Here is a 22,891-nt window from a genome sequence, read left to right on the forward strand (position 1 = left end):
GATCGCAGCCTCGTTTCACTCGACAGCTCCTACGAGGACGCGCGGTGGCGTTATAGCCGATCCGCATCAATCACGGCCTTGGCAAACGCCTGCGGGTCTTCTTGCGGCAGGTTGTGGCCGGCACCCCCGTTGATCAGCCGGAATTCGTACTTGCCCGTGAACCGCTTGGCGTAATCTTCTGGCGCCGGGTGCGGCGCGCCGTTGGCATCACCTTCCAGGGTAATGGTCGGCACGCTGATGGACGGCGCCTTGGCGAGTTTCTGCTCCAGGGCCTCGTACTGGCTCTCACCTTGCACCAGACCCAGGCGCCACCGGTAGTTGAAGACCGTGATGGCGACATGGTCCGGGTTTTCCAGAGCCGCGGCGCTGCGGTCGAAGGTGGCGTCATCGAATGACCATTTTGGCGATGCAAGCTCCCAGATCAGCTTGGCGAAGTCGTGACGATTTTTTTCGTATCCCGCCTGACCGCGCTCCGTGGCGAAGTAGAACTGATACCACCACTGCAACTCGGCCTTGGGTGGCAACGGGTTTTTCCCCGCAGCCTGGTTACCGATCAGATAACCACTGACCGACACCAGCGCCTCCACCCGTTCCGGCCAGAGTGCCGCAACGATGTCTGCCGAGCGCGCACCCCAATCGTAGCCCCCCAGCACCGCCCGCTTGATCTTGAGCGCGTCCATGAAATCGATCACGTCACTGGCCAGCGCGGCGGGCTGACCGTTGCGAACAGTCTGGTCCGAGAGGAAATGCGTATCACCGTAGCCCCGCGCATAGGGAATCAGCACGCGGTATCCCTTCGCCGCCAGCAAGGGCGCAACCTCGGTGTAGCTGTGAATGTCGTAGGGCCAGCCGTGCAGCAGGATCACGACAGGCCCCTGCGCTGGACCCACTTCCGCGTAAGCCACATTCAGCAAGCCTGCGTCGACATGCTTCAGCGGGCCGAACGGTGTGTAGGCTTGCGTCTTGAGCGTCGCCGTCACCGGCTCTGCGGCGGCGGCATTAACAACGCCCACCGCGCCCAGCTGCATCAGTGCGAACGCAAGGAACGAGGGGCCAATCAAGCGGCGGTGTTTTGGGGTTTTGTGACTCAACACGGTCATGTTCACAGTGATCTCTCCTCAGGTCGGCGGCGGTAGGAATGAGCGTAGTGGAAGGGTCAGCCGCCCTGATTGGCGCATTCGGCGAACTTGCTGTAATCGAGGACTTTTTGTTTGCCGCTGGAATCCAGGTAAGTCATGCGGGCATTCACGATGCCGCAGCTGCCACCGCTTTCAACGGTCGAGATCACTTTCTTGATATCCAGATGGGTACCGTAGGTATAGGTCTGCGGCTCGCTTTTGACGTCGGCGTGGGCGGAAAACGCAGCGATGTTCAGAACTGCGAAGACGCCGGCGGCGATAACGTTGTTTATGCTCATGGTGATGACCTCGGGGCTGCAATGGGAAGACGTTGCGAGCAAGTTGCCTTGTCTCGATGGAACCCATTTAATCGACGCGAGGTATCTGCCATGTGTCGTAAAACCACGGCCATTAAGGCGTAAGGTGTCAAACCGAGCATTCGATACAGTGCGATACAAAACCTGCGACCCATAACAAGAAGGTTGAGCGATGGAACACGTGAACCACATCCTGATCGTCGATGACGATCGAGAGATCCGCGAGCTGGTCGGTAATTACCTGAAGAAGAATGGGCTGCGCACCACGGTGGTCGCCGATGGCCGGCAAATGCGCAGTTTTCTCGATGCCAACCAGGTGGACCTGATCGTGCTGGACATCATGATGCCCGGCGATGACGGCTTGCTGCTGTGCCGCGAGTTGCGCTCAGGCAAACACAAGGCCACGCCGATCCTGATGCTCACCGCCCGCAACGACGAAACCGACCGCATTCTCGGGCTGGAAATGGGCGCCGATGATTACCTGACCAAACCCTTCTCCGCCCGCGAACTGCTCGCGCGGATCAACGCCGTGTTGCGCCGCACGCGGATGCTGCCGCCTAACCTGCTGATCACCGAAAGCGGCCGGCTGCTCGGTTTCGGTCGCTGGCGCCTGGACACCACGGCCCGTCATCTGCTGGACCAGGACGACACGATGGTGGCGCTCAGTGGCGCCGAGTACCGCTTGCTGCGGGTCTTTCTCGACCACCCGCAGCGGGTGCTCAGCCGCGATCAGTTGCTGAACCTGACGCAAGGCCGAGACGCCGACCTGTTCGACCGTTCCATCGATTTGCTGGTCAGCCGGCTGCGCCAACGGCTGATGGATGACTCCCGGGAACCGACCTACATCAAGACGGTGCGCAGCGAGGGGTATGTCTTTTCCTATCCAGTGGAAATGCTGGGGGCGTAGATACGGGGTATCTGGTATCAAACGCGGATCAACGCGCGTGATAACGACTATGCGTGCAGGTGTTTTTTCATGCCCACGCTCCAGCTCTACAGTGGCCACATCTTCTTCCCACGCTCTGGAGCTACATCATGAAAAGCATTATCGGTCTTGGTTTCGCGCTTTCGGTTCTCGGTGCAACATCCGTCATGGCCGAGCCTCATGCGGTGTCGCAAGTCGTTGCAGCCGCCAAGGTCAGCCAACCGGCTACTTTGAACGTCAATACGGTTGGCGTTGATCATAAAGACGCTCAAGCGAGCAAGCTGTATGTCGCCGAGAACCGTCCCGAGTTTGGTTCGAAGTATCAGCGTTATTGATTGATGGCTTTAAACCCTGGGTGGATTCAGTCTACCCATAAGCGGTATGCCTACTCTGTGGCGAGGGGATTTATCCCCGTTGGGCCGCGAAGCGGCCCCAGAACCTGAAACGGAGGTGCATCAGGCACACCTCAGTTGCAGTTTTTAGGGCTGCTTCGCAGCCCAACGGGGATAAATCCCCTCGCCACAGCCCGTGCTCGCCTGAAGCTCTTCTTAAGTGAAGTGCTGTGCTCGCCTGAAGCTCTTCTTGAGTGAACAGTATTACGTTCTATCCGGTTTTTTTATGATCAGTCGCGAAGCGAGTGCCTTCGCCTGGCTCGCGACATCGGTGACCGCCGTGCTTTCCCACCACATGCCGCGCAACGGTGGCCCCATTGCAAACAATCGATCGGACAGGTGCCCGTTTGCATCCATGACGGCGCCATCCACCGCGGCCGCGATGCCCAGCGCCAGCGGTCCCGGCTGAATCAGCCCGCGCGCCAGTAGCTGCCGGGGTAATGGCCGCGCAACGCGGCGCCAGTCATATTCGATGCCGCTGGAGTTAATTAACGCTGCACCGCTGACGATGGAGGTTTCAGCCTCGCCGCGACGGCGGATGTAGAGGCTGACGTTGTCGCCATGGGTCGAAGGCGCCAACCCTTTGAACGACGCCGCCTCAATTTGCAATCGACCTTCCCCGTGCAACCGCGCAACCAGCTCGGCGCTCAAGGGCGGGGAACGGTGGTGATGGCTTTCCCACCAAGGCCGCACATGCCGTACAAACTGCCGGCGCTGTGCATCCGTGGCCTGATTCCACAACCGGCCGATGTGCGCCCGGACCGTGTCCAAGGGTGCCTGCCAGTCGATGCCCTGAGCAATGGCGTCCCGGCAATGCCGACGTAATTCGCGCACCAGCTGGCGTGGTGTGCGCAAAGTCGCATCTTCGGCGAGGAAATCTACCCAAGCCGGGGGTTGGCGCCTTACGTGCGGCAGCAAACCATGGCGCGAAAACACGTTGATCGGCCCGCGGTGCCCGGCCTGTTCCAGTGAAACCACAGCATCGACCATGGTCAGCCCGGAACCGATGATCAACACCGTCGACTGTGGATCGAGCTGCCGCATGGCCGCCACATCCCAAGGATCGAGCGCGGCCGCGTTCATGCCGCTGGAGTGGGTCTGGGGTGTGCGCGCAGCGGGAAACATCCCGGTCGCCAACACGGCGTAAGCGCCCTGCAAGCGTTGGCCGTCGCTCAGGGTCAGCCGAACGCTATCGTCCAGTGCCTCAAGGTCCACCACTTCAGCGCGCACGTGTTCAACCGTGGACCCGTTCAACGCGCCGACCGCTTGCGCTTCCGTCAGACGCTGCTGCACGTACACACCGAACAGCCCGCGAGGCGGGAACAATTCGCTGATGGGCACATGCTGCTGGTCAGACTCGGGCCAGCCGCCCGCCGCAATGTGTTCGGTGAGCCATTGCGTGAGGTCGTCGGCGTTGTCTGGGTCGACGCTCATGCGGGCGGCATTGCCATTGAGCGTATGGCCCAATTCGACGGCGCTGTACGCCTCTCCCCGACCGAGTTCGGCACGCGGTTCGATGACCAGCACCGAGCGCTTGCCCGGCAAACGCAGAAGCTGCGCCGCCAGCATGGCGCCGCTCAGGCCACCGCCGACGATCAGAATGTCTGCGTGGCGAATGGCGTCGGTCGCGTGTCCGCGTGGGGTTTCACTCATGGCGTTCTCACAGATCAGTGTTTACCTAAAGGGAAGTCTTGCAGTTCGCGCTGCGGCTGCCGGATTGTCGAGACGACTGTGAGCGCCACATTAATGGCTCGCCCGGCAATCAGGAAGCGGGCAATTTCCTGAACGATCATAAGCCGCAAATCCATGAAGGGTTCGTCAGTCAGTACCAAAGTAGGACGTCTGGCTGGATCACGTTCACACGGTGTCCCGTTTCAGTTCGAACAGCCAGTCAGCCCGTGGTTGCGTGCAAGGGTGTCGCGTGACGGGCCAGATAAAGTGCAGGTTCTGGAAGCCGAGCAGTCGTCGAACGCACTGTTTGATCAACCGTTGCGGGCCTTTTCCCGGGTGGGCAATGGCCCAGTCGCAGAGGCGTTGACGCCAGGTGCCAGGCGCTGCGAGACGGCTGTCGATCTCGTTGAGCAGGGACTCCAGGCGCTTTGCTGAAAGCAGCAGGCCGGTTGGCGCCACCTCCCGGCGGTCGCGACTGGCGCTGGCAGGGCTTTGCGGGAAGGCCAGGGATTGACCGCTGTTCAGCCATTGATCGAGCAGGACACTCAGGCCGGCCTGCCATTGGGTACCCTCTTCGCTCCACAATTGTGGCCCGTGCCACCACCCAATCAGGCGCTGCGGGGGGGCCGCGGGGCCGAGCAGGCCGATGAAATCGAGGGGTGTTTGCCCTTGGTTGATCCAGCGTAATCTCGTCTGTTGACCTCGCACGAAGGCATGACTGGGCCGACAGCGGGACAGGGCGTCCTGCAGTAACTCGGGGTCCAGGTTGTCGGGAAGCGTCAGCACCTGGCCTCCAATGTGCTGCGCCGCCAGGGCCAGCAACACCAGGTCGGGCTCGAAAGCACCACTCAGCGCCAGTCGCGAGGCGTCGGTGAAACCTTGCTGGCGCAAGCCATCCGCCAGGCGTTCGACATCGCGCAAGACGTCAATCCAGCGCCACACAAACCACTGACCTTGGCGTTTGTGGCGTAAAGCCGGCTGCAACGGACTGACTCGTGCCCAATGACGCAACGGCTCCTGGGTATTTGGCACATCGACTCGCCACTCGGTGATGTCCCCGATGGGGGAACGCTTGAGTTCGTGCACGCTCATGAGATCAACCTCTGTTGATGGACGAAAGCATGCGGTGGTCCGCCGGGCCGGGATGTGTGTTGAATGGACGGGCCTTATCGCGGGCAAGCCCGCTCCCACATTTTGGGGTCAGACCAGTTTGAGCTTTGCCGGGCGCGGTGTTTGTGTCCGGCGCTGATCTCCTGTGGGAGTGAGCCTGCTCGCGATGGCGGTGTAACTGGCGACATCCATGCTGGATGTGCCGGCCTCATCGCGGGCAAGCCCGCTCCCACAGGGATTGATGTGTTATGCAGATACCGACTTCTTCTCTTCCTGCCGAAACGCCGCCAGGTCCCGATACCCCGCTCCGGGATGAATCGCCGGTAACGTTGGCCCTTCTCCAAACAGCTTCTCGCGCAAAGTCCCTGGCGCGTATTCGGTCTTGTACACCCCGCGCTTCTGCAACTCTGGCACCAGCAGTTCCACCGCGTCGATGAAGGTTTCATGGGTCAGCGCGTAGGCCAGGTTGAAGCCGTCGACGTCGGTGTCCTCGACCCATTCCTGAAGCAGATCGGCGACGGTTTCCGGGCTGCCGACAAACAAGGGACCAAACCCACCGATGCCAACCCAGTCCGCCAGCTCGTTCGGCGTCCAGACCTTGTCTGGATCAGCCGTCGAAAACGCCTCCACAGCCGATTGAATGGCGTTGGTATGTACATGCTTGAGGGGCTCGTCTGGCTTGAACTGGCTGAAGTCGATGCCGGTCCAGCCAGAAATCAGCGCCATCGCCCCTTCATAGCTGACCCAGGTTTTGTATTCCTCAAACTTGGCTTTCGCCTTGGCATCGGTCTCGCCGAGGATCACCGTCTGCAGGTTGAAGATCAGGATTTTCGAAGGATCACGTCCGGCTTCGGAGGCGCGACGGCGAATGTCCGCAACGGTTTTCTTCAGGAGGACCTTCGACGGCGCGGCGACAAATACACATTCGGCATGTTCAGCGGCGAATTGTTTGCCCCGACTCGATGCACCCGCCTGATACAGCACGGGCGTGCGTTGCGGAGACGGTTCACAGAGGTGAATGCCGGGCACCTGGAAGTGTTTTCCGACGTGGCGGATTTCATGGATTTTGCTCGGATCGCTGAAAATCCGACGCTCACGATCCCGCAGGATCGCACCCTCCTCCCAACTGCCTTCCCAGAGCTTGTAGCAAACCTCCAGGTACTCTTCGGCGAAGTCGTAGCGGGCGTCGTGTTCGGTCTGGTTTTTCTGGCCAAGGTTCTTCGCGCCGCTCTCCAGATAGGAGGTCACAATGTTCCAGCCAGCACGACCCTTGGTCAGGTGATCGAGGGTCGAGAGGCGTCGGGCGAAGGGATACGGATGCTCGAAGGACAATGACGCGGTCAGGCCAAACCCCAAATGTTCGGTAACCAGCGCCATCGGTGGAATCAGTTGCAGCGGATCGTTGACCGGCACCTGCGCCGCCTGGCGAATCGCTGCGTCACCGTTACCGTTGTAGACGTCGTAGATGCCCAGCACGTCCGCAATGAACAGGCCGTCAAACTTGCCGCGTTCAAGGATTTTCGCCAGATCGGTCCAGTATTCCAGGTCCTTGTATTGCCACGAACGATCTCGCGGATGCGCCCACAGGCCGGGCGACTGGTGACCGACACAGTTCATGTCGAAAGCATTGAGGCGAATTTCACGGGCCATTGAGCGGCGCTCCGAAAACGATGGGAATCAATACCCGGAACGTTTGCAGGAGTCATGCCTAAACATTAATCCGTTATATATCAGTCGCTTATAGAACAATTCGAGAAAGACATGCAGCTTAAAAAAAACCAAAGTGTCTATTCGGTGTTGCCGGGCAGACAGTCAGATCACCACGTTACGCACAAACCTTGCGGCCACTGCACCCTCATTTCGATAAGAGTGAGGCTGGTTGCTGGCGAACATGTAGAACTCACCGGCGGCGATCTCATGGGGTGTCTCGCCCAGCATCAACGTCAGACAGCCTTCAAAGACAAAGATCTGCTCGCTCCAGCCATCGGCATCCGGCAGTGAGGGGTAAATTTCCCCCGGTTGCAGGCACCACTCCCATTGTTCGACTTCACGGGTGGCGGTGGCTTTGGACAGCAGAACCGCTTTACTGCCCGGAATGGTTCCAGCCCAGGCCACTTCATTGATACGGCTCGGATCACGCGCATCGGGCGCCTGGATCAGATCGCTGAATGCCACATCCAGCGCTTCGGCAACGCGATCAAGGGTGGTCAGGCTGACATTCTTTTCGCCTGCTTCAATCGCTACCAGCATCCGTCGACTGACACCCGACTTTTGAGCCAGGGTGGTCTGGCTCATGTCGGCAGCATGGCGCAGGCGTCGAACGTTCTGACTGACGTGCTGGAGGACCGAAGCCCGTTGCGTGGAATCTTTGTGCACTATATTGCTCACTTGGTGGGGCTGGGCAGTATACTGCGCAACATTCGACGCATTGTGCGTCTCCCTCAGGTAGCGCGCAAGGTCATGACGTCGGTGAACTCCTCTCACACTTCTCCCCGTTTCTCACGTTTTAGCAAAGCGGAATGCGTGCTGGTGGTAATCACCATGATCTGGGGCGGCACCTTTTTGCTGGTGCAACATGCAATGACCGTCAGTGGGCCAATGTTTTTCGTTGGCCTGCGCTTTGCGGCGGCAGCGATCATTGTTGCGCTGTTCTCCTGGCGTCACCTGCGGGACCTGACGTTGTTCGAACTCAAGGCCGGGGCTTTTATCGGCGTGGCGATCATGCTCGGTTATGGCTTGCAGACTGTCGGCTTGCAGAGCATTCCGAGCAGTCAATCGGCTTTTATTACCGCGCTGTACGTGCCCTTCGTGCCGCTGCTGCAATGGCTGGTGCTGGGACGGCGTCCCGGGTTGATGCCAAGCATCGGGATCATGCTGGCGTTTACCGGGTTGATGCTGTTGTCGGGACCTGCTGGCGTTTCTTTCAACTTCAGTCCCGGTGAAATCGCTACGTTGATCAGTGCCGTGGCGATTGCCGCCGAGATCATTTTGATCAGCACCTATGCAGGCCAGGTCGATGTGCGTCGGGTGACCGTGGTGCAATTGGCGGTCACGTCGGTGCTGGCGTTCTTGATGGTAGTGCCGACCCAGGAGCGGATACCGGATTTCTCCTGGCTGCTGCTATGCAGTGCTCTGGGCCTGGGTGCAGCCAGTGCAGCGATTCAGGTCGCCATGAACTGGGCGCAGAAAAGTGTTTCGCCGACCCGGGCAACACTGATCTATGCCGCAGAGCCGGTGTGGGCCGGGATTGTCGGGCGGATCGCCGGGGAACGTTTGCCGGCGATTGCCTTAGTGGGCGCCGGATTGATTGTGGCGGCGGTGATCGTGAGCGAGCTGAAGACAAAGGGGAAAGGTGCGGTTGTCGAGGAAGCGCTGGAGCGGGAAACGGAGGGTTGAGCTTGAGGATGTTTGGTGTGAGTCAGATTGCTATCGCGAGCAAGCTCGCTCCCACAATGGACATGGGGTGCCAATAAAATCCCTGCACAATTGAATAAACTGTGGGAGCGAGCTTGCTCGCGAAGGGGCCAGACCTGCCGAATACAGCCCTTGGAAACAATGTGAATCAGGGTTTTTCCGTCTACGGTGTAGGATTCTGCCACAGGTTGGAGTTTGGCGATCCGGGGGCTGGCACGTATGATGCTTCACAAACTTCCGCAGATTAGAAGCCTATGTCCCTGATAGTTCTACTGCTTCTGCCTTTCATAGGCAGCTGTCTGGCAGCCGTACTGCCGCACAACGCGCGTAACGCCGAATCATTGCTCGCTGGTCTCGTTGCCCTGATAGGCACCGTCCAGGTAGCACTCCTGTACCCGCAGATCGCCCATGGCGGGGTGATTCGCGAAGAATTCTTCTGGCTGCCCAGCCTGGGCCTGAACTTCGTCCTGCGCATGGATGGCTTCGCCTGGCTGTTCTCGATGCTGGTGTTGGGCATCGGCACGCTGGTTTCGCTGTACGCCCGTTATTACATGTCACCCGACGATCCAGTGCCGCGATTCTTCGCGTTCTTTCTCGCGTTCATGGGCGCCATGCTCGGGCTGGTCATCTCCGGCAACCTGATCCAGATCGTGTTCTTCTGGGAATTGACCAGCCTGTTTTCCTTCCTGCTGATCGGCTACTGGCACCACCGCTCCGACGCGCGACGCGGCGCTTACATGGCGTTGATGGTCACGGGCGCAGGGGGATTGTGCCTGTTGGCGGGGGTAATGCTGCTCGGCCATGTGGTGGGCAGCTATGACCTGGACAAGGTCCTGGCCGCCGGCGATCTGATTCGCGCACACGCCCTCTACCCCATTCTGCTTCCTCTCATTCTTATCGGCGCCTTGAGCAAAAGCGCGCAATTCCCCTTCCATTTCTGGCTGCCACACGCAATGGCAGCACCGACCCCTGTCTCGGCGTACCTGCACTCGGCAACGATGGTCAAGGCCGGGGTGTTCCTGCTGGCGCGACTCTGGCCATCCTTGTCCGGCAGTGAAGAATGGTTCTACATCGTCAGCGGCGCCGGCGCCTGCACCTTGTTGCTCGGCGCTTACTGCGCGATGTTCCAGAACGACCTCAAGGGACTGCTCGCCTACTCGACCATCAGCCATCTCGGGCTGATCACCCTGCTGCTGGGCCTTAACAGTCCGCTGGCCGCCGTGGCCGCTGTGTTCCACATCCTCAACCACGCCACGTTCAAAGCCTCGCTGTTCATGGCCGCTGGTATCATCGACCACGAGAGCGGCACCCGGGACATTCGCAAGCTCAGTGGCTTGATCAAACTGATTCCCTACACCGCCACCCTGGCCATGGTCGCCAGCGCCTCGATGGCCGGCGTACCGTTGCTCAACGGCTTCCTCTCCAAAGAGATGTTCTTCGCCGAAACGGTGTTCATCAACGCCACCGCCTGGGTCGAGATGACCTTGCCGATCGTTGCGACCATCGCCGGTACGTTCAGCGTCGCTTACTCCCTTCGCTTCACCGCCGACGTCTTTTTCGGCCCGACCGCCACTGACCTGCCCCACACACCCCATGAGCCGCCACGCTGGATGCGCGCGCCTGTCGAGTTGCTGGTGTTCGCTTGCCTGGTGGTGGGGATTTTCCCGGCGCAGGTGGTCGGCCCGATCCTGGCGGCTGCCGCGCTGCCCGTGGTCGGTGGCACGCTGCCGGAATACAGCCTGGCGATCTGGCATGGCTGGAACGCACCGATGATCATGAGCCTGATCGCCATGTCCGGTGGCATCGTGCTCTACCTGCTGCTGCGCAATCAGCTCAAGCGCGGACGCTTCAAATATCCGCCGATCATTGGCCGGTTCAACGGCAAGCGCCTGTTCGAACGCTGCCTGGTGATCATGATGCGCCTGGGGCGTCGTCTTGAACGGCGGATCAGCACCAAGCGTCTGCAAACCCAGCTGTTCCTCGTGGTCCTTGCGGCAGTGCTGGCCGGGTTGATACCGATGCTGCACAGCAGCCTCAGCTGGGGCGACCGCCCGAAGATCCCGGGCTCGATCGTATTCGTGACCCTCTGGCTCCTGGCGATCGCCTGCGCCCTGGGCGCGGCATGGCAAGCCAAGTATCACCGGCTCGCGGCCCTGACCATGGTCAGCGTCTGCGGCCTGATGACCTGCGTAACATTCGTCTGGTTCTCGGCGCCGGACCTGGCGCTGACACAACTGGCGGTCGAAGTCGTCACCACGGTGCTGATCCTGTTGGGCCTGCGCTGGTTGCCGCGACGCATCGAAGAGGTCGCGCCGTTGCCGAGCACCCTGCGCAAAGCGCGCATCCGTCGCATGCGTGACTTGCTGTTGTCGACCGCGGTCGGTGGCGGGATGGCGCTGTTGTCCTACGCCATGCTGACGCGGCAGACCCCCAACGTGATTTCCTCGTTTTACCTCAGCCGCGCCCTGCCTGAAGGTGGTGGCAGCAACGTGGTCAACGTGATGCTGGTGGACTTCCGGGGCTTCGATACTCTCGGTGAAATTACCGTGCTGGCCGCCGTGGCCCTGACCGTGTTCGCCCTGCTGCGCCGCTTCCGCCCACCGAAAGAGAGCCTGCAGTTGCCGGCCCAGCAACGCTTGCTGGCTCCGGACGTGGTCACTGACCTGGTCAACCCGCGTCACGCCAGCGATACCGCCCTGGGCTTCATGATGGTGCCGGCAGTGCTGGTGCGGCTGCTGTTGCCCATCGCGTTTGTGGTGTCGATCTACCTGTTCATGCGCGGCCACAATCAGCCGGGGGGCGGGTTTGTCGCCGGACTGGTCATGTCGGTAGCGTTCATCCTGCAATACCTGGTTGCCGGCACGCAGTGGGTCGAAGCGCAGATGAGCCTGCGGCCGTTGCGCTGGATGGGCACCGGGCTACTGTTCGCCACGGTTACCGGCCTTGGCGCAATAACCGTCGGGTATCCGTTCCTGACCACCCACACCTGGCATTTCTCTCTGCCGGTGTTTGGCGACATCCACATCGCCAGCGCCCTGTTCTTCGACATTGGCGTGTACTCCGTGGTCGTCGGTTCGACATTGCTGATCCTGACCGCCCTCGCCCACCAATCGGTCCGCGGACACAAAACCGCGGCCTTGCCAAAATCCGTCGCCAGCAAAGGAGCCGTCTGATGGAAGAAGTCATCGCAATCGCCATCGGCGTCCTCGCCGCGTCCGGTGTCTGGCTGATACTGCGGCCGCGAACGTTCCAGGTGGTCATGGGCCTTTGCCTGCTGTCCTATGGCGTCAACCTGTTCATCTTCAGCATGGGCAGCCTGTTCATCGGCAAGGAGCCGATCATCAAGGACGGTGTGCCACAAGACCTGTTGAACTACACCGACCCGCTGCCACAAGCGCTGGTGTTGACCGCTATCGTCATCAGCTTCGCCATGACCGCACTGTTTCTCGTTGTGCTGCTGGCCTCCCGGGGCCTGACCGGCACCGACCATGTGGACGGCCGGGAGCCTAAAGAATGACGCTGATGCCGCACCTGATCGCTGCACCTATTCTGCTGCCGCTGCTGACCGCCGCCGTGATGCTGATGCTGGGCGAGAAGCACCGTCCGCTGAAGGCCAGGATCAACCTGTTCTCCAGCCTCGTAGGCCTGGGCATCGCCGTGCTGTTGCTGCAATGGACTCAGGAGACAGGTGTTCCCGGCTCGATCGGCGTGTACTTGCCAGGCAACTGGCAGGCCCCGTTCGGTATCGTGCTGGTGGTTGATCGACTCTCTGCCCTGATGCTGGTGCTGACAGGAATCATCGGCGTCAGCGCCCTGCTCTTTGCCATGGCTCGATGGGACGGAGCCGGTTCGAGCTTCCACGCGCTGTTCCAGATTCAGATGATGGGCCTCTACGGCGCGTTCCTGACCGCCGACCTTTTCAACCTGTTCGTGTTCTTTGAAGTGCTGCTGGCGGCATCTTACGGGTTGATGCTCCACGGTTCGGGCCGTGCACGGGTGTCGGCAGGCCTGCATTACGTCTCGATCAACCTGCTGGCCTCGTCGTTGTTCTTGATTGGCGCGGCGCTGATCTATGGCGTCACCGGCACGCTCAACATGGCTGACCTGGCGCTGAAAATCCCGCTGGTACCGGAAGCCGATCGCGGCCTGTTGCATGCCGGCGCGGCGATTCTGGCGGTGGCCTTCCTGGCCAAGGCCGGGATGTGGCCGCTGAATTTCTGGCTGGTGCCGGCGTACAGCGCGGCGAGTGCCCCCGTGGCGGCGATGTTCGCGATCATGACCAAAGTCGGCGTCTATACCTTGCTGCGCCTGTGGACCCTGCTGTTCTCCGGCCAGGCAGGCGCGTCGGCGTACTTTGGCGGTGACTGGCTGATCTACGGCGGCATGGCGACCATCGTCTGCGCGGCGGTGGCCATCCTTGCGGCGCAACGTCTGGAACGTCTGGCCAGCCTGAGCATTCTGGTGTCGGCGGGGATTCTGCTGTCGGCCATCGGCTTCGCCCAGCCCAACCTGATCGGTGCTGCATTGTTCTATCTGGTCAGCTCAACCTTGGCCTTGAGTGCACTGTTCCTGCTGGCCGAACTCATCGAGCGCTCGCGTTCGGCCAATGATATGCCGCTGTTCGACGACGGCGACCTGCTGCCTCGGCCGATGGAATCCCTGCAGCCCCCCAAAGGCATCAACCTCGACGATGAGCAGAAAGCGGTTGTCGGCCAAGTGATTCCCTGGACCATGGCGTTCCTGGGGTTGAGCTTTATCGCCTGCTCCCTGCTGATCATCGGCATGCCGCCGCTGTCCGGTTTCATCGGCAAGCTCGGCTTGCTGCACGCCCTGCTCAACCCGTTGGGGCTGGGTACCAGCAACGATGAACCGGTCTCGAATGTTGCGTGGGGCTTGCTCGCGCTGCTGATTATCTCGGGGCTGGCCTCGTTGATTGCCTTCTCACGCCTGGGCATCCAGCGTTTCTGGACACCTGAAGAACGACCGTCGCCTTTGCTGCGCCGTCTGGAGTGCGTACCGATCATTGCGTTGTTGGGTCTGAGCATTGCACTGACCTTCAAGGCCGAGCCCCTGATGCGCTACACCCAGGACGCTGCCGCGGCCCTGAACAACCCGCAGCAATACGTCATGGCGGTGCTCGGCACCCGCGCCGTTCCCAGCCCCGAGGCAAAAGCCGTGATCGCGCAGGTGCAACCATGAGGCGTCTGTTTCCTGCACCGTGGCTATCGCTGGCGCTATGGGTGTTGTGGTTGGTGCTGAACCTGTCGATGAGTCCCGGCAACCTGTTGCTGGGTGCGCTACTCGGCTTCTGCGCGCCCTTGATGATGCGCAAGCTGCGACCACTGCCGATTCGCATTCGTCGACCGGGCGTCATCGTCCGTTTGCTGTTGGTGGTCGGGCGTGACGTCGTGCTGTCCAACCTCGCCGTGGCCTGGGGCGTGCTTAACGCCGGTCGCCGTCCCCCGCGTTCGCACTTCATCAAGGTGCCGATGGACCTGCGCGATGCCAACGGCCTGGCCGCACTGTCGATGATCACCACGGTGGTGCCAGGCACGGTGTGGTCGGAGCTGGCGCTGGACCGCAGCATCCTGCTGCTGCACGTATTCGATCTGGAGGACGAGGCGTTGTTCATCGAGCATTTCAAGGCGACCTACGAGCGCCCCCTGATGGAGATCTTCGAATGAGCCCCTTTCTGTCGAACGCCATCCTGCTGAGTCTGTTCATTTTCTCGGTAGCGATGGTCCTGACCCTCATCCGCCTGTTCAAGGGGCCATCGGCACAGGACCGCGTACTCGCGCTGGATTACCTGTACATCCTGGCGATGTTGATGATGCTCACGTTGGGCATTCGTTATGCCAGTGACACCTACTTCGAAGCGGCGCTGCTGATCGCACTGTTCGGGTTTGTGGGCTCGTTTGCCCTGGCTAAATTCCTGCTGCGTGGCGAGGTGATTGAATGAGCGCGCAACTGTCTTTGTGGGTTGAAGTGCCGGTGGCGATCCTGTTGGTGCTCAGCAGTCTCTTTGCGTTGATCGGCGGCATTGGGCTGTTGCGAATGAAAGATTTTTTTCAACGCATGCACCCGCCTGCGCTCGCGTCGACGCTGGGGGCCTGGTGCGTGGCCCTGGCGTCCATCATTTACTTCTCGGCGCTCAAGTCCGGACCGGTGCTGCACGCGTGGCTGATTCCGATCCTGCTGGCGATTACCGTGCCGGTCACCACGTTGCTGCTGGCGCGAGCGGCGTTGTTCCGCAAGCGTATGGCCGGGGATAATGTGCCGGCCGAGGTAAGCAGTCGGCGGAGTGAGAGTGGGAGTTAAGCCCCCCGCAAAAGATCGCAGCCTCGTTTCACTCGACAGCTCCTACAAGATCAACGTTATCCCTGTAGGAGCTGTCGAGTGAAACGAGGCTGCGATCTTTTGATCTTGCCTTGAATCAGATCCAGTCTTTGGGTCAGTGCAGCGCTCAATGGCCTCATCGCGGGCAAGCCCGGCTCCCACAATGGTCTTCGGCGTATGCAAGATCCTGTAGGAGCTGTCGAGTGAAACGAGGCTGCGATCTTTTGATCTTGCTTTGACTCAGATCCAGTCTTTGGGATCAGTGCAGCGCTCAATGGCCTCATCGCGGGCAAGCCCGGCTCCCACAAGGGTCTTGGGTGTCTGCAAGCTCCTGCAGGAGCGGTCGAGTGAAGCGAGGCTGCGATCTTTTGATCTTGCCTTGAATCAGATCCAGGCCACGGCCAACAACCCCGCCCCCAGCACCACGCACAATGGCGAATAAGCCCAGGTATCCAGGCGGGCGAATCGCGAATCCTTGACCTGCTTGAAGAACCCCACCAGATTCGAATCGCCAATCGCCCGGGCAAACATCAACATGGCGATCGCGCTGATGACCCACTGCAGCGACCAGTGATGCACCGTCGGCAGGTACAACCCGACCCGCAGACACACCAGCATCGCAATCAGCAGCAACCCCACCGCCACCAGCAAGGTTGTGAAGCCTGAAGGTTTGAAAGCCGGCCTGGGCGCCTGGCCGCCCTCTCCGGGCACACGGGGCACCGCGGCCTCGCTTCCCAGTTTGCCTCCCGCCGCCCAATACAGGTGTATCAGGCTGATCAACAGGAAGACGGCAGCCATCCATTGCGCAATTATCAGGCTCATAGTCAAACATCCAGCGTGAAATGTCGCCGCAGGATGAACCTCCCCAAACGTTTATGTAAGGGCAGGTTCGAACTCACTTCAAATCGGCCGAGACTTTGTCCGCCACATCCTTGGGTACCCAGGCCTGCCAGACGTCCGGATGCGCCTTCATGAACGCTAGCGCGGCCTGACGCGGCGCGGTGTGTTTTGCGCTCATTTCGGCCAGCGCCTTGTTCAACGGATCGATCGGAAAATCGACTTTGCTGAAGAACTCGGCAATCTCCGGGTACTGCTTCTGGAAAGGTGTGGACACGCCGATGGACAGCTTCGAGGCCAGTGAACGCGTCGGTTTCGGATTCGGGTTGTCGGCGTCGGTAAGGGTTTTCCAGGCCTCGGCATCAAACGGTGGCTCTTCCAGTTGAATCAACTTGAAGCGTCCCAGCAATGGCGTGGGCGACCAGTAATAAAACAGGATCGGTTTGCCCCGACGAATCGATGAGCTGATCTCGGCGTCCAACGCGGCCCCGGAACCACTGCGAAAATTCACATAGCTGTCTTCCAGGCCATACGCCCTCAACTTTTGCTTGTTGACCACTTCGGACGTCCAGCCGATCGGACTGTTGAGGAAGCGCCCTTTGCCAGGGGACTCCGGGTCACTGAACACGTCTTTGTATTTGGGCAGGTCTCTGACGCTACGCAGACCCGGAGCGGCGGGTTTGATGCCCTTGGCCGGGTCGCCCTTGATCACGTACTCCGGAACCCACCAGCCTTCGGTGGCGCCCTTTACCGTATCGCCCAGGCTCACGACCTTGCCTTCAGCCTCGGCCTTGACCCAGACCGGACTGCGCCCCGCCCACTCTTCACCAATGACCTGAATGTCGTTATTGGCCAGTGCGGTTTCCAGAGTGATGGTCGTCCCGGGCAACGTATCGGTCGGCAGCCCGTAACCCTTTTCGACAATGAGCCGCAAGATGTCGGTGATCAGGCTGCCGCTTTCCCAGTTCAGGTCGGCAAAGTGGATGGGCGCCTGTGCAGCGAGCACCGGAACGGGTGAAGCCAACACACTGCAGGTGACCACCGTAGCGGCCAGCAACCGTCGTAGTCCTTTCATGCTTTGCACCTCGTGCTGATCACAGCAATAGCAGGATGGCCGCGCGGAAGACCGCAAGCCTCAAAATACTCAGTCAACTGACTGTAGTAGAGGTTCCTGCTTTCGAGGGGTGTGAATCGATTTTCGGAAATTTCCCGCAAACCCGAGGCTGTTACTCGCTGGCTTTGAAGGTAACCAGCTCGCCCTTGCGCCATTTTGCAGCCTTGGCGGTGACGGCCTTGAGGGTCTTGGTCAAGCCTTCCTGCAACTGTTGATGGGCGGCAAACACCATCACCACGCTATGACCTTCCTTGAACACAACGCCGTGCCCGTCAGCGGTGGTCACGAACGCGTAATCGCCCAATCCGTAAACGGTCAGTTTGATTTCGCGAAATTTGATCTCCAGCTTGCCGCCTTCGCGACTGGGTAGCACGGAGGCGCTGAAATGATCGCCGACTTTGAGTTTGAGCCCGGGTTTGTCATCGACGACCAAGGCTTCTTCGGTGTCGATCTCGGCAATGTAAATGCCTTCTGCGTTCTGTTCGGTGATGTAAACAAAACGTGACTGAAACTGTTTAACCAGCTTTGCGCGCAGATCACCCAGCACGAACAAAGCATGCATATCTAGATTACTTACTGCCAAGGAAACATCCCCACATCTGAAATGACGCCGCGCGCGAAATGAGCGTGCGGAAGAAAAAAAGCGGCCATGCCGAAAGTGAAACCAAACTACCGAATTGAAATCCGGGGACGAGCAGCCTACTGAAAGTTTGCTCGCATCGCCCTGCCTGGCGTTCTTCAACGCTTGAAGGAAAACGGACTTTCTATCGCCAGACAAAACGGACTATCAACTTTAGGGAAAAATCGCTTTGAGAAAAGCATTTTTCCGACAGATCGCCAGCGAAAAATTGCTTTAGATAAACAACGATCACTCACCGATACGGGTGATTCTAGAGCAGCGATGCTCACCGAGACTACCCATAACCGCGTTCAAACGTCGGCAAAACAACGAAAAGGACTTCACATGTGCACCCTGACACACTTTTTCCATCCTCATACCCTTCAATTAAACGACTCGCAAGCCATGAAATCCGGGCTTTTCCCACTAGAAGGTTCACGTTTTGCAGCCCCCACCCCAGCTCGTTTTCAGGTCGTGCTGGCCGGTAATGCCTTCTTCCATATCAAGGAAACTTCCACGGGGAACGTAAGAGGTTTCCGTCGCCACCATAACGAAGCCTGCGCGTTGGCCCGCTCCCTGGAGTTGCACCACTGACAATCCTGGCCGTTGATCTCGATAGACGTTTCGTCATGCCGACGACTTAACTCAGCCGTCGGCAGGCAACTACTGCCATACTGCCCGACCAAAGAAAACCGTCCCCAAGCCGGACGGCGTTCAAAACAACAGAATATTTTCAAGGGAAGGCAGCTACGTGACGGAATTTGATATCGGCGAATTTTTTATCCGGGGCGAAGCCAGAGAAGTCGAGGGTGAATTCCAGGCGGTTATTGTCATGCGAGCCAAACCGCCATTGACGACTGTGACCTATCACCAGGTCGAAAAGGATCGCTGGTTCAAAACATCGGACGTTGCTGATTTCGCCGCCAAAGAAGCAGCCAAGGCCCTCAAGCTTGCCGTTGATGAAGGCGCACTGAAAGCCTGATACCGGGTTTGCAGTCTATGCTTGCTCTGCTTTCGAACAACGCTATCGAACTCCTGGAGCGCGGGCCCCTCAGATGCAATGAGCCGCACTTCAGATCTCGCACTCGGCGCGACCCGCAAGGAGAGAAACATGGATTCACCTACACATGACTTGGAAGGACTGTTCGACCAACTTGGCCTGGACTCCAGCGAAAAGGCCATCGACGATTTCATCGCTAGCCATTCCCCACTGCCCGACGACAAGAAACTCATTGATGCCGAGTTCTGGACGCCACAACAGGCAGCGTTTCTGAAAGAACAATTACGCGAAGACGCTGATTGGGCGCGCGTGGTCGATGACCTCAACCTGCGCATGCACCAGATTCACTAGTCCTGGATCAGTGCAGGCTGCCCGGTTTCCCGACGCTCAATTGCGCCAGCCAGGCAGCCCTGCACTCCTCCGCTTCGTTACGACTGGAGAAGGCTGTCCCGCGGCGTTCACCATTGAGCAACACCACCCAGCAGACACTCTGTCCCATCGCACGTAGACAGGCGGGCACGCCGCTGCCAATCATCACCGCCACATCGACTTTGCTCTGCATGCTGACCTCTGAACTTAATTAGCCACCTAACTATGTAGGCATGGTAGTAAGTTCCTGAACGAGGAAACAGCGACGTCGCTGCACAGCTTCATTGCCAAACCGGTAACAATCAGCGGCCTCTCAGCGCGGGTTCTCTGGTTTATAGCCCAAGCGCAAACCGCCCCAGTGCCGTCCTTTGATAACGATTGGCACCGAAAGATCGTGCATGAGCTCGCCGGTATCCCGGGTATAGGTTTGCAACAGAACAGCTTGCTGATGGCTGCCGCAACGAATACCGGTGCGGTCGGCAAACTTGCGCTTTGTGCGGTTCTGCAGCGCATCCACCAGGGCATCACCCGTCAGTGGCTGGCTGAAGACCTTGTTATGAGTCGGCACATAACCTTGCTGGGTACAAGCGATGGCGAACACCAGGCCTTCATGGCGCGTCAGTAAAGGTTCCTGAATCGCCGGCAACACCTGATCGGTATAGCGATCGAAACGGGCCTGGAATTTGGCCGGTTGAGTGTTCGCGATTGCCTGGTAATGCCGGTCGAACAGGTCGTCCAGGCTGACTCGTCCCTGATCGATATCGGCTTCAAAACACGCCGCAATTTGCGTGGCTCCTTCGCGCGCCAGGTCGTAGATACGCTGGTGATAGTCATCCAGACCGACTTCGGCCAGCCGCTCACTGATGGTTTCGGCCTGCCCTTCCATTTGCACCGCCGCCTGGGCCAGGCGCTGTGTCTGTTGATCGCTGACGGACAGGTCACTGCGCATTTGCTCAATGGCGTGGAACAGGCTGTCGAGTTGCTCACGGTTGGTGTCAGCGCCTTGGGCGATCTCCCCGACCTGGGCTTCTACGCCCGCCGCCAGACGCGCAATGTTGTCCAGGTGCTGCCCCGTCTGTTCGACTTGCTCGACACCTATGTCCAGATCGGTGGAAAGTTGGCGAATCTGTTCCACCACCTGCGCGGTGCGCTGCTGGATATCGGCGACCATTTCACCAACTTCACCCGTCGCCGTAGCCGTGCGCGCTGCCAGGCCACGCACCTCATCGGCGACCACCGCAAAGCCGCGACCGTGTTCGCCGGCTCGCGCGGCCTCGATGGCCGCGTTCAACGCCAACAGATTGGTCTGGCTGGCAATGGACTGAATGACCAGGGTGACTCGCTGAATGTCATCGCTGCGCAGGCTCAAGGCCTCGATCAGCTCGCGGCTGTTACTGGCGCGCTGACTGAGCTGGTGCATGCGAGCAATGGACTCGATCAACTCCGAGCGCCCCGCCGCGCTGCTTTGATGGGCTTCACTGGCGGCGCTTAGGGCGTTTCGGCTCAAGGTCGAGGTGGCTTGTTCGGTCGCGATCATCACTTCGGCATTGCTGACGATTTGCGCCGCCGCACCAAGTTGCGATTGCAGCCTGTCGGCCAACTGCTTGACCGAAAACGCTACGCCGGCGGCTGACAGTGCGTTGTGACTGGTGGTGTAGGACAGATCGCGAGTCAGCTCGGCAATTGCATCGCGACTGTTCGCCAAGGCGGGTTCTGGAAGGGTTCGCGATCGCAGGCGCGGTAGCCAGATGATCATCACGGCCAGCGGCAAGCCGAGGTAGAGCGGCCAGTTACCGAGCGCGACGCCACACAACAGGAGCATCAGTGCGATGCTTTGCAAGGTCGGCGTCAGCCAGCGGGTTGGGGTCACAGGTACTGGTACGGGCACTTGCCCAACCAGAGATCCGTCTCTCGTCATCTTCGTCACCCTACGACTCTTCTAATTGTATGTGCATTAGACGCCACTAGATCGCCATTATCTATGGTCCCTTAGTCGGAGGCGTTGCAGCAGATCAACAAAAGTAAGCGGGCTTTTTAATAGACGAAAAAAAGCATCGCGGGCAAGCCTTGCTCTTGAGGGAGCCGGGCTTGCCCGCGATGCGGGGCGTTACGAAATCAGGCCTGACGCTGGTGCTTGTCGATCTGTTCGTGACGCTCTTGAGCTTCGATGCAGTACTTGGTGGTCGGGCTGATCAGCAGGCGCTTGAGGCCAATCGCCTCGCCGCTGTCATCACACCAGCCGAAGCTGTCTTCTTTGATGCGTTCCAGAGCCTGTTCCAACTGAGGCAGCATGCGCTGGTCACGATCGATAGCGTTCACCAGCCAGGTGCGCTCTTCTTCAACAGAAGCTGCGTCGGCCGGATCGGCTGGAGTGTCCAGGCTCTCGATGGCGATGCGGTTCTGTTCGATGCGCTCATGGGTTTCGACTTTCATGTTCTGCAACAGCTCGGAGAAGAAAGCATGTTGCTCGGCATTCATGTAGTCATCCGCCGGCATGGCCAGCAACTTGTCCTTTGTCATTGATATCTCTATAAAAAAACGTGCATTAAGGCGAATTAGGGAGCGTTCCGCGGGACCTGGTCTGGCCATCGGAAAGGCGCCGTTTATTCCAAGCGCCACCCGGCACTCAATTTACGAGGGGCGGCAGTCTAAGGCCGACTTGAGGCCTCAGCAACTGAAAAGACAGCGAATTCGTCCGACAAAGCCCTGAAAGTGCGCTACGGCAGCCTTTGTGGTGGTTATCGGAGTGCGTTTATAGCAAGAAATTCCATCCGGCGGCTGTATATAGAAGACAAATGGCTGATCGGCACCGGGGATCAACACACCATCTAGTCCAGTGCGCCGAACCTGGGCTAAGGTTGAGCGTCCGAAATCGTCATCTCAAGGAGAGCCGCAATGAAGCTGATCGGCATGCTGGATTCGCCCTACGTACGACGCGTCGCCATTTCTGCCAAATGCCTTGGCATTCAGCTGGAACACCAATCGGTTTCAGTGTTCCGGCATTTCGAACAATTCCAGCAAATCAACCCGGTGGTCAAGGCGCCAACACTAGTGCTGGATGATGGCGACGTACTCATCGACTCGACCCTGATCATCGATTATCTGGAAGCGCTGGCCGGCACCGGTAACAGCCTGATGCCAACCCACATCGAACAACGTGTGCGCGCGTTGCGGTTGATTGGTCTGGCGTTGGCGGCGTGCGAGAAGTCCGTGCAGCTTTATTACGAGCGCACCCTGCGTCCGGTCGAGATTCAATTTGAACCCTGGGTGGAACGGGTTGAAGGGCAACTTGCCGCGGCGTACCTGGCGCTAGAACGGGAACTGGAAAAACAGCCACTGAAGACCGACGGATCGATATCCCAGGATGGACTAACTCTGGCAGTGGCCTGGAGTTTCACCAGGCTTGTGGTTCCTGAACAAGCAGACGCTGCCCATTTTCCACGGATCGCAGCGTACACGGCGTACGCGGAGCAGCTGGAGGAGTTTCTCAATACACCCATTGAATGAGCGCCCTCACCCGAAAAAATCAGGCCCCACAAAAAAGCCGCTTCTACCAGAGGTAGAAGCGGCCGAGGCATAAGCCCCAGTGTTATCAGTGCATGAACAGGGCGATCAGGATAATGATCGGGATCGGTACGCCGAGGAAAAACAACAGTAATGAGCGCATGA

The 22,891-nt window shown here is 59.4% G+C and carries 26 protein-coding genes; 13 read left to right on the forward strand and 13 right to left on the reverse strand.

Translation table 11 applies throughout. The annotated features are described in order from the left end of the window. Positions 1-50: 50 nt before the first annotated feature. Positions 51-1,100 (reverse strand): alpha/beta fold hydrolase, encoded by a 1,050-nt coding sequence (locus ACA063_RS16485; protein ID WP_497666541.1) that lies wholly within the window; start codon positions 1,098-1,100, stop codon positions 51-53. A 56-nt stretch (positions 1,101-1,156) separates the two neighbouring features. Beyond that, complete coding sequence (locus ACA063_RS16490; RefSeq protein ID WP_497662501.1) at positions 1,157-1,417, reverse strand: DUF2790 domain-containing protein; 261 nt, start codon at positions 1,415-1,417, stop codon at positions 1,157-1,159. A gap of 190 nt (positions 1,418-1,607) precedes the next feature. On the opposite strand from ACA063_RS16490, the gene ACA063_RS16495 reads away from it, so the two are divergent. Together ACA063_RS16495 and ACA063_RS16500 are read left to right on the forward strand one after the other, a co-directional pair. Then, positions 1,608-2,342 (forward strand): response regulator, encoded by a 735-nt coding sequence (locus tag ACA063_RS16495; protein ID WP_162439210.1) that lies wholly within the window; start codon positions 1,608-1,610, stop codon positions 2,340-2,342. Positions 2,343-2,470: 128 nt separating this feature from the next. Then, complete coding sequence (locus tag ACA063_RS16500) at positions 2,471-2,695, forward strand: hypothetical protein (RefSeq protein WP_497662502.1); 225 nt, start codon at positions 2,471-2,473, stop codon at positions 2,693-2,695. 261 nt (positions 2,696-2,956) lie between these two features. Here ACA063_RS16500 and ACA063_RS16505 read toward each other — a convergent pair whose 3' ends face one another. From ACA063_RS16505 to ACA063_RS16525, 5 genes are all read right to left on the reverse strand, one after another. Continuing rightward, positions 2,957-4,405, reverse strand: coding sequence for an FAD/NAD(P)-binding protein (locus tag ACA063_RS16505; RefSeq protein WP_497662503.1), 1,449 nt, complete (start codon positions 4,403-4,405; stop codon positions 2,957-2,959). Between the two features lie 14 nt (positions 4,406-4,419). Beyond that, the gene (locus tag ACA063_RS16510; RefSeq protein WP_497662504.1) at positions 4,420-4,545 is read right to left on the reverse strand and encodes a hypothetical protein; all 126 of its coding nucleotides are present in this window, start codon (positions 4,543-4,545) and stop codon (positions 4,420-4,422) included. A gap of 64 nt (positions 4,546-4,609) precedes the next feature. After that, entirely contained in the window at positions 4,610-5,515 is a 906-nt protein-coding gene (locus ACA063_RS16515) for an AMP-binding protein (protein WP_497662505.1), read from the reverse strand. 264 nt (positions 5,516-5,779) lie between these two features. After that, positions 5,780-7,183 carry an LLM class flavin-dependent oxidoreductase gene (locus ACA063_RS16520; RefSeq protein WP_497662506.1) on the reverse strand — a complete coding sequence of 468 codons (1,404 nt, stop codon included), beginning with the start codon at positions 7,181-7,183 and terminating at the stop codon, positions 5,780-5,782. 162 nt (positions 7,184-7,345) lie between these two features. Continuing rightward, the gene (locus tag ACA063_RS16525; protein WP_497662507.1) at positions 7,346-7,909 is read right to left on the reverse strand and encodes a helix-turn-helix domain-containing protein; all 564 of its coding nucleotides are present in this window, start codon (positions 7,907-7,909) and stop codon (positions 7,346-7,348) included. Here ACA063_RS16525 and ACA063_RS16530 point away from each other — a divergent pair. From ACA063_RS16530 to ACA063_RS16560, 7 genes are all read left to right on the forward strand, one after another. Then, a complete protein-coding gene (locus tag ACA063_RS16530) occupies positions 7,904-8,929 on the forward strand; it encodes a DMT family transporter (protein ID WP_497662508.1) in 1,026 nt (341 codons plus the stop codon). The two genes, ACA063_RS16525 and ACA063_RS16530, sit on opposite strands and share 6 nt — an antisense overlap. A gap of 272 nt (positions 8,930-9,201) precedes the next feature. Next, positions 9,202-12,120 carry a monovalent cation/H+ antiporter subunit A gene (locus ACA063_RS16535; RefSeq protein WP_497662509.1) on the forward strand — a complete coding sequence of 973 codons (2,919 nt, stop codon included), beginning with the start codon at positions 9,202-9,204 and terminating at the stop codon, positions 12,118-12,120. Further along, positions 12,120-12,464: a Na+/H+ antiporter subunit C gene (locus tag ACA063_RS16540; protein WP_003192163.1), complete on the forward strand. Its 345-nt coding sequence runs from the start codon at positions 12,120-12,122 to the stop codon at positions 12,462-12,464. The genes ACA063_RS16535 and ACA063_RS16540 overlap by 1 nt, the downstream gene beginning before the upstream one ends. Beyond that, complete coding sequence (locus ACA063_RS16545; protein ID WP_497662510.1) at positions 12,461-14,146, forward strand: monovalent cation/H+ antiporter subunit D; 1,686 nt, start codon at positions 12,461-12,463, stop codon at positions 14,144-14,146. The genes ACA063_RS16540 and ACA063_RS16545 overlap by 4 nt, the downstream gene beginning before the upstream one ends. Continuing rightward, the gene (locus tag ACA063_RS16550; RefSeq protein WP_497662511.1) at positions 14,143-14,631 is read left to right on the forward strand and encodes a Na+/H+ antiporter subunit E; all 489 of its coding nucleotides are present in this window, start codon (positions 14,143-14,145) and stop codon (positions 14,629-14,631) included. The genes ACA063_RS16545 and ACA063_RS16550 overlap by 4 nt, the downstream gene beginning before the upstream one ends. Next, positions 14,628-14,906: a K+/H+ antiporter subunit F gene (locus ACA063_RS16555; RefSeq protein ID WP_497662512.1), complete on the forward strand. Its 279-nt coding sequence runs from the start codon at positions 14,628-14,630 to the stop codon at positions 14,904-14,906. Before ACA063_RS16550 ends, ACA063_RS16555 begins: the two co-directional genes overlap by 4 nt. Continuing rightward, entirely contained in the window at positions 14,903-15,265 is a 363-nt protein-coding gene (locus tag ACA063_RS16560) for a Na+/H+ antiporter subunit G (protein WP_497662513.1), read from the forward strand. The genes ACA063_RS16555 and ACA063_RS16560 overlap by 4 nt, the downstream gene beginning before the upstream one ends. A gap of 402 nt (positions 15,266-15,667) precedes the next feature. On the opposite strand, the gene ACA063_RS16565 is transcribed toward ACA063_RS16560, so the two are convergent. The 3 genes from ACA063_RS16565 to ACA063_RS16575 all read right to left on the reverse strand — a co-directional run bounded on the left by ACA063_RS16565 (position 15,668) and on the right by ACA063_RS16575 (position 17,817). Further along, the gene (locus ACA063_RS16565) at positions 15,668-16,105 is read right to left on the reverse strand and encodes a DUF3995 domain-containing protein (RefSeq protein ID WP_497662514.1); all 438 of its coding nucleotides are present in this window, start codon (positions 16,103-16,105) and stop codon (positions 15,668-15,670) included. Positions 16,106-16,178: 73 nt separating this feature from the next. After that, positions 16,179-17,195, reverse strand: coding sequence for an ABC transporter substrate-binding protein (locus tag ACA063_RS16570; protein ID WP_497662515.1), 1,017 nt, complete (start codon positions 17,193-17,195; stop codon positions 16,179-16,181). Positions 17,196-17,346: 151 nt separating this feature from the next. Then, positions 17,347-17,817 carry a hypothetical protein gene (locus tag ACA063_RS16575; RefSeq protein ID WP_497662516.1) on the reverse strand — a complete coding sequence of 157 codons (471 nt, stop codon included), beginning with the start codon at positions 17,815-17,817 and terminating at the stop codon, positions 17,347-17,349. Between the two features lie 162 nt (positions 17,818-17,979). Between ACA063_RS16575 and ACA063_RS16580 the strand changes: the two genes are divergently transcribed. The 3 genes from ACA063_RS16580 to ACA063_RS16590 all read left to right on the forward strand — a co-directional run bounded on the left by ACA063_RS16580 (position 17,980) and on the right by ACA063_RS16590 (position 19,204). Continuing rightward, the gene (locus ACA063_RS16580; RefSeq protein WP_497666603.1) at positions 17,980-18,447 is read left to right on the forward strand and encodes a hypothetical protein; all 468 of its coding nucleotides are present in this window, start codon (positions 17,980-17,982) and stop codon (positions 18,445-18,447) included. 157 nt (positions 18,448-18,604) lie between these two features. Next, entirely contained in the window at positions 18,605-18,835 is a 231-nt protein-coding gene (locus ACA063_RS16585) for a hypothetical protein (RefSeq protein WP_162439195.1), read from the forward strand. Positions 18,836-18,964: 129 nt separating this feature from the next. Next, on the forward strand, positions 18,965-19,204 hold the full coding sequence (locus ACA063_RS16590) for a DUF2789 domain-containing protein (protein WP_497662517.1): 240 nt from the start codon (positions 18,965-18,967) through the stop codon (positions 19,202-19,204). A gap of 7 nt (positions 19,205-19,211) precedes the next feature. Here the strand turns inward: ACA063_RS16590 and ACA063_RS16595 are convergent, their stop codons facing one another. The 3 genes from ACA063_RS16595 to ACA063_RS16605 form a co-directional block, all read right to left on the reverse strand. Beyond that, positions 19,212-19,415, reverse strand: coding sequence for a hypothetical protein (locus ACA063_RS16595; protein WP_497662518.1), 204 nt, complete (start codon positions 19,413-19,415; stop codon positions 19,212-19,214). A gap of 120 nt (positions 19,416-19,535) precedes the next feature. Then, entirely contained in the window at positions 19,536-21,140 is a 1,605-nt protein-coding gene (locus ACA063_RS16600; RefSeq protein ID WP_497662519.1) for a methyl-accepting chemotaxis protein, read from the reverse strand. A 197-nt stretch (positions 21,141-21,337) separates the two neighbouring features. After that, positions 21,338-21,742, reverse strand: coding sequence for a TraR/DksA family transcriptional regulator (locus tag ACA063_RS16605; RefSeq protein ID WP_007907888.1), 405 nt, complete (start codon positions 21,740-21,742; stop codon positions 21,338-21,340). Between the two features lie 375 nt (positions 21,743-22,117). On the opposite strand from ACA063_RS16605, the gene ACA063_RS16610 reads away from it, so the two are divergent. Continuing rightward, positions 22,118-22,729: a glutathione S-transferase gene (locus tag ACA063_RS16610; protein WP_497662520.1), complete on the forward strand. Its 612-nt coding sequence runs from the start codon at positions 22,118-22,120 to the stop codon at positions 22,727-22,729. Positions 22,730-22,891 lie beyond the last annotated feature (162 nt).

It is taken from the genome of Pseudomonas sp. LBUM1643 (assembly GCF_059716215.1).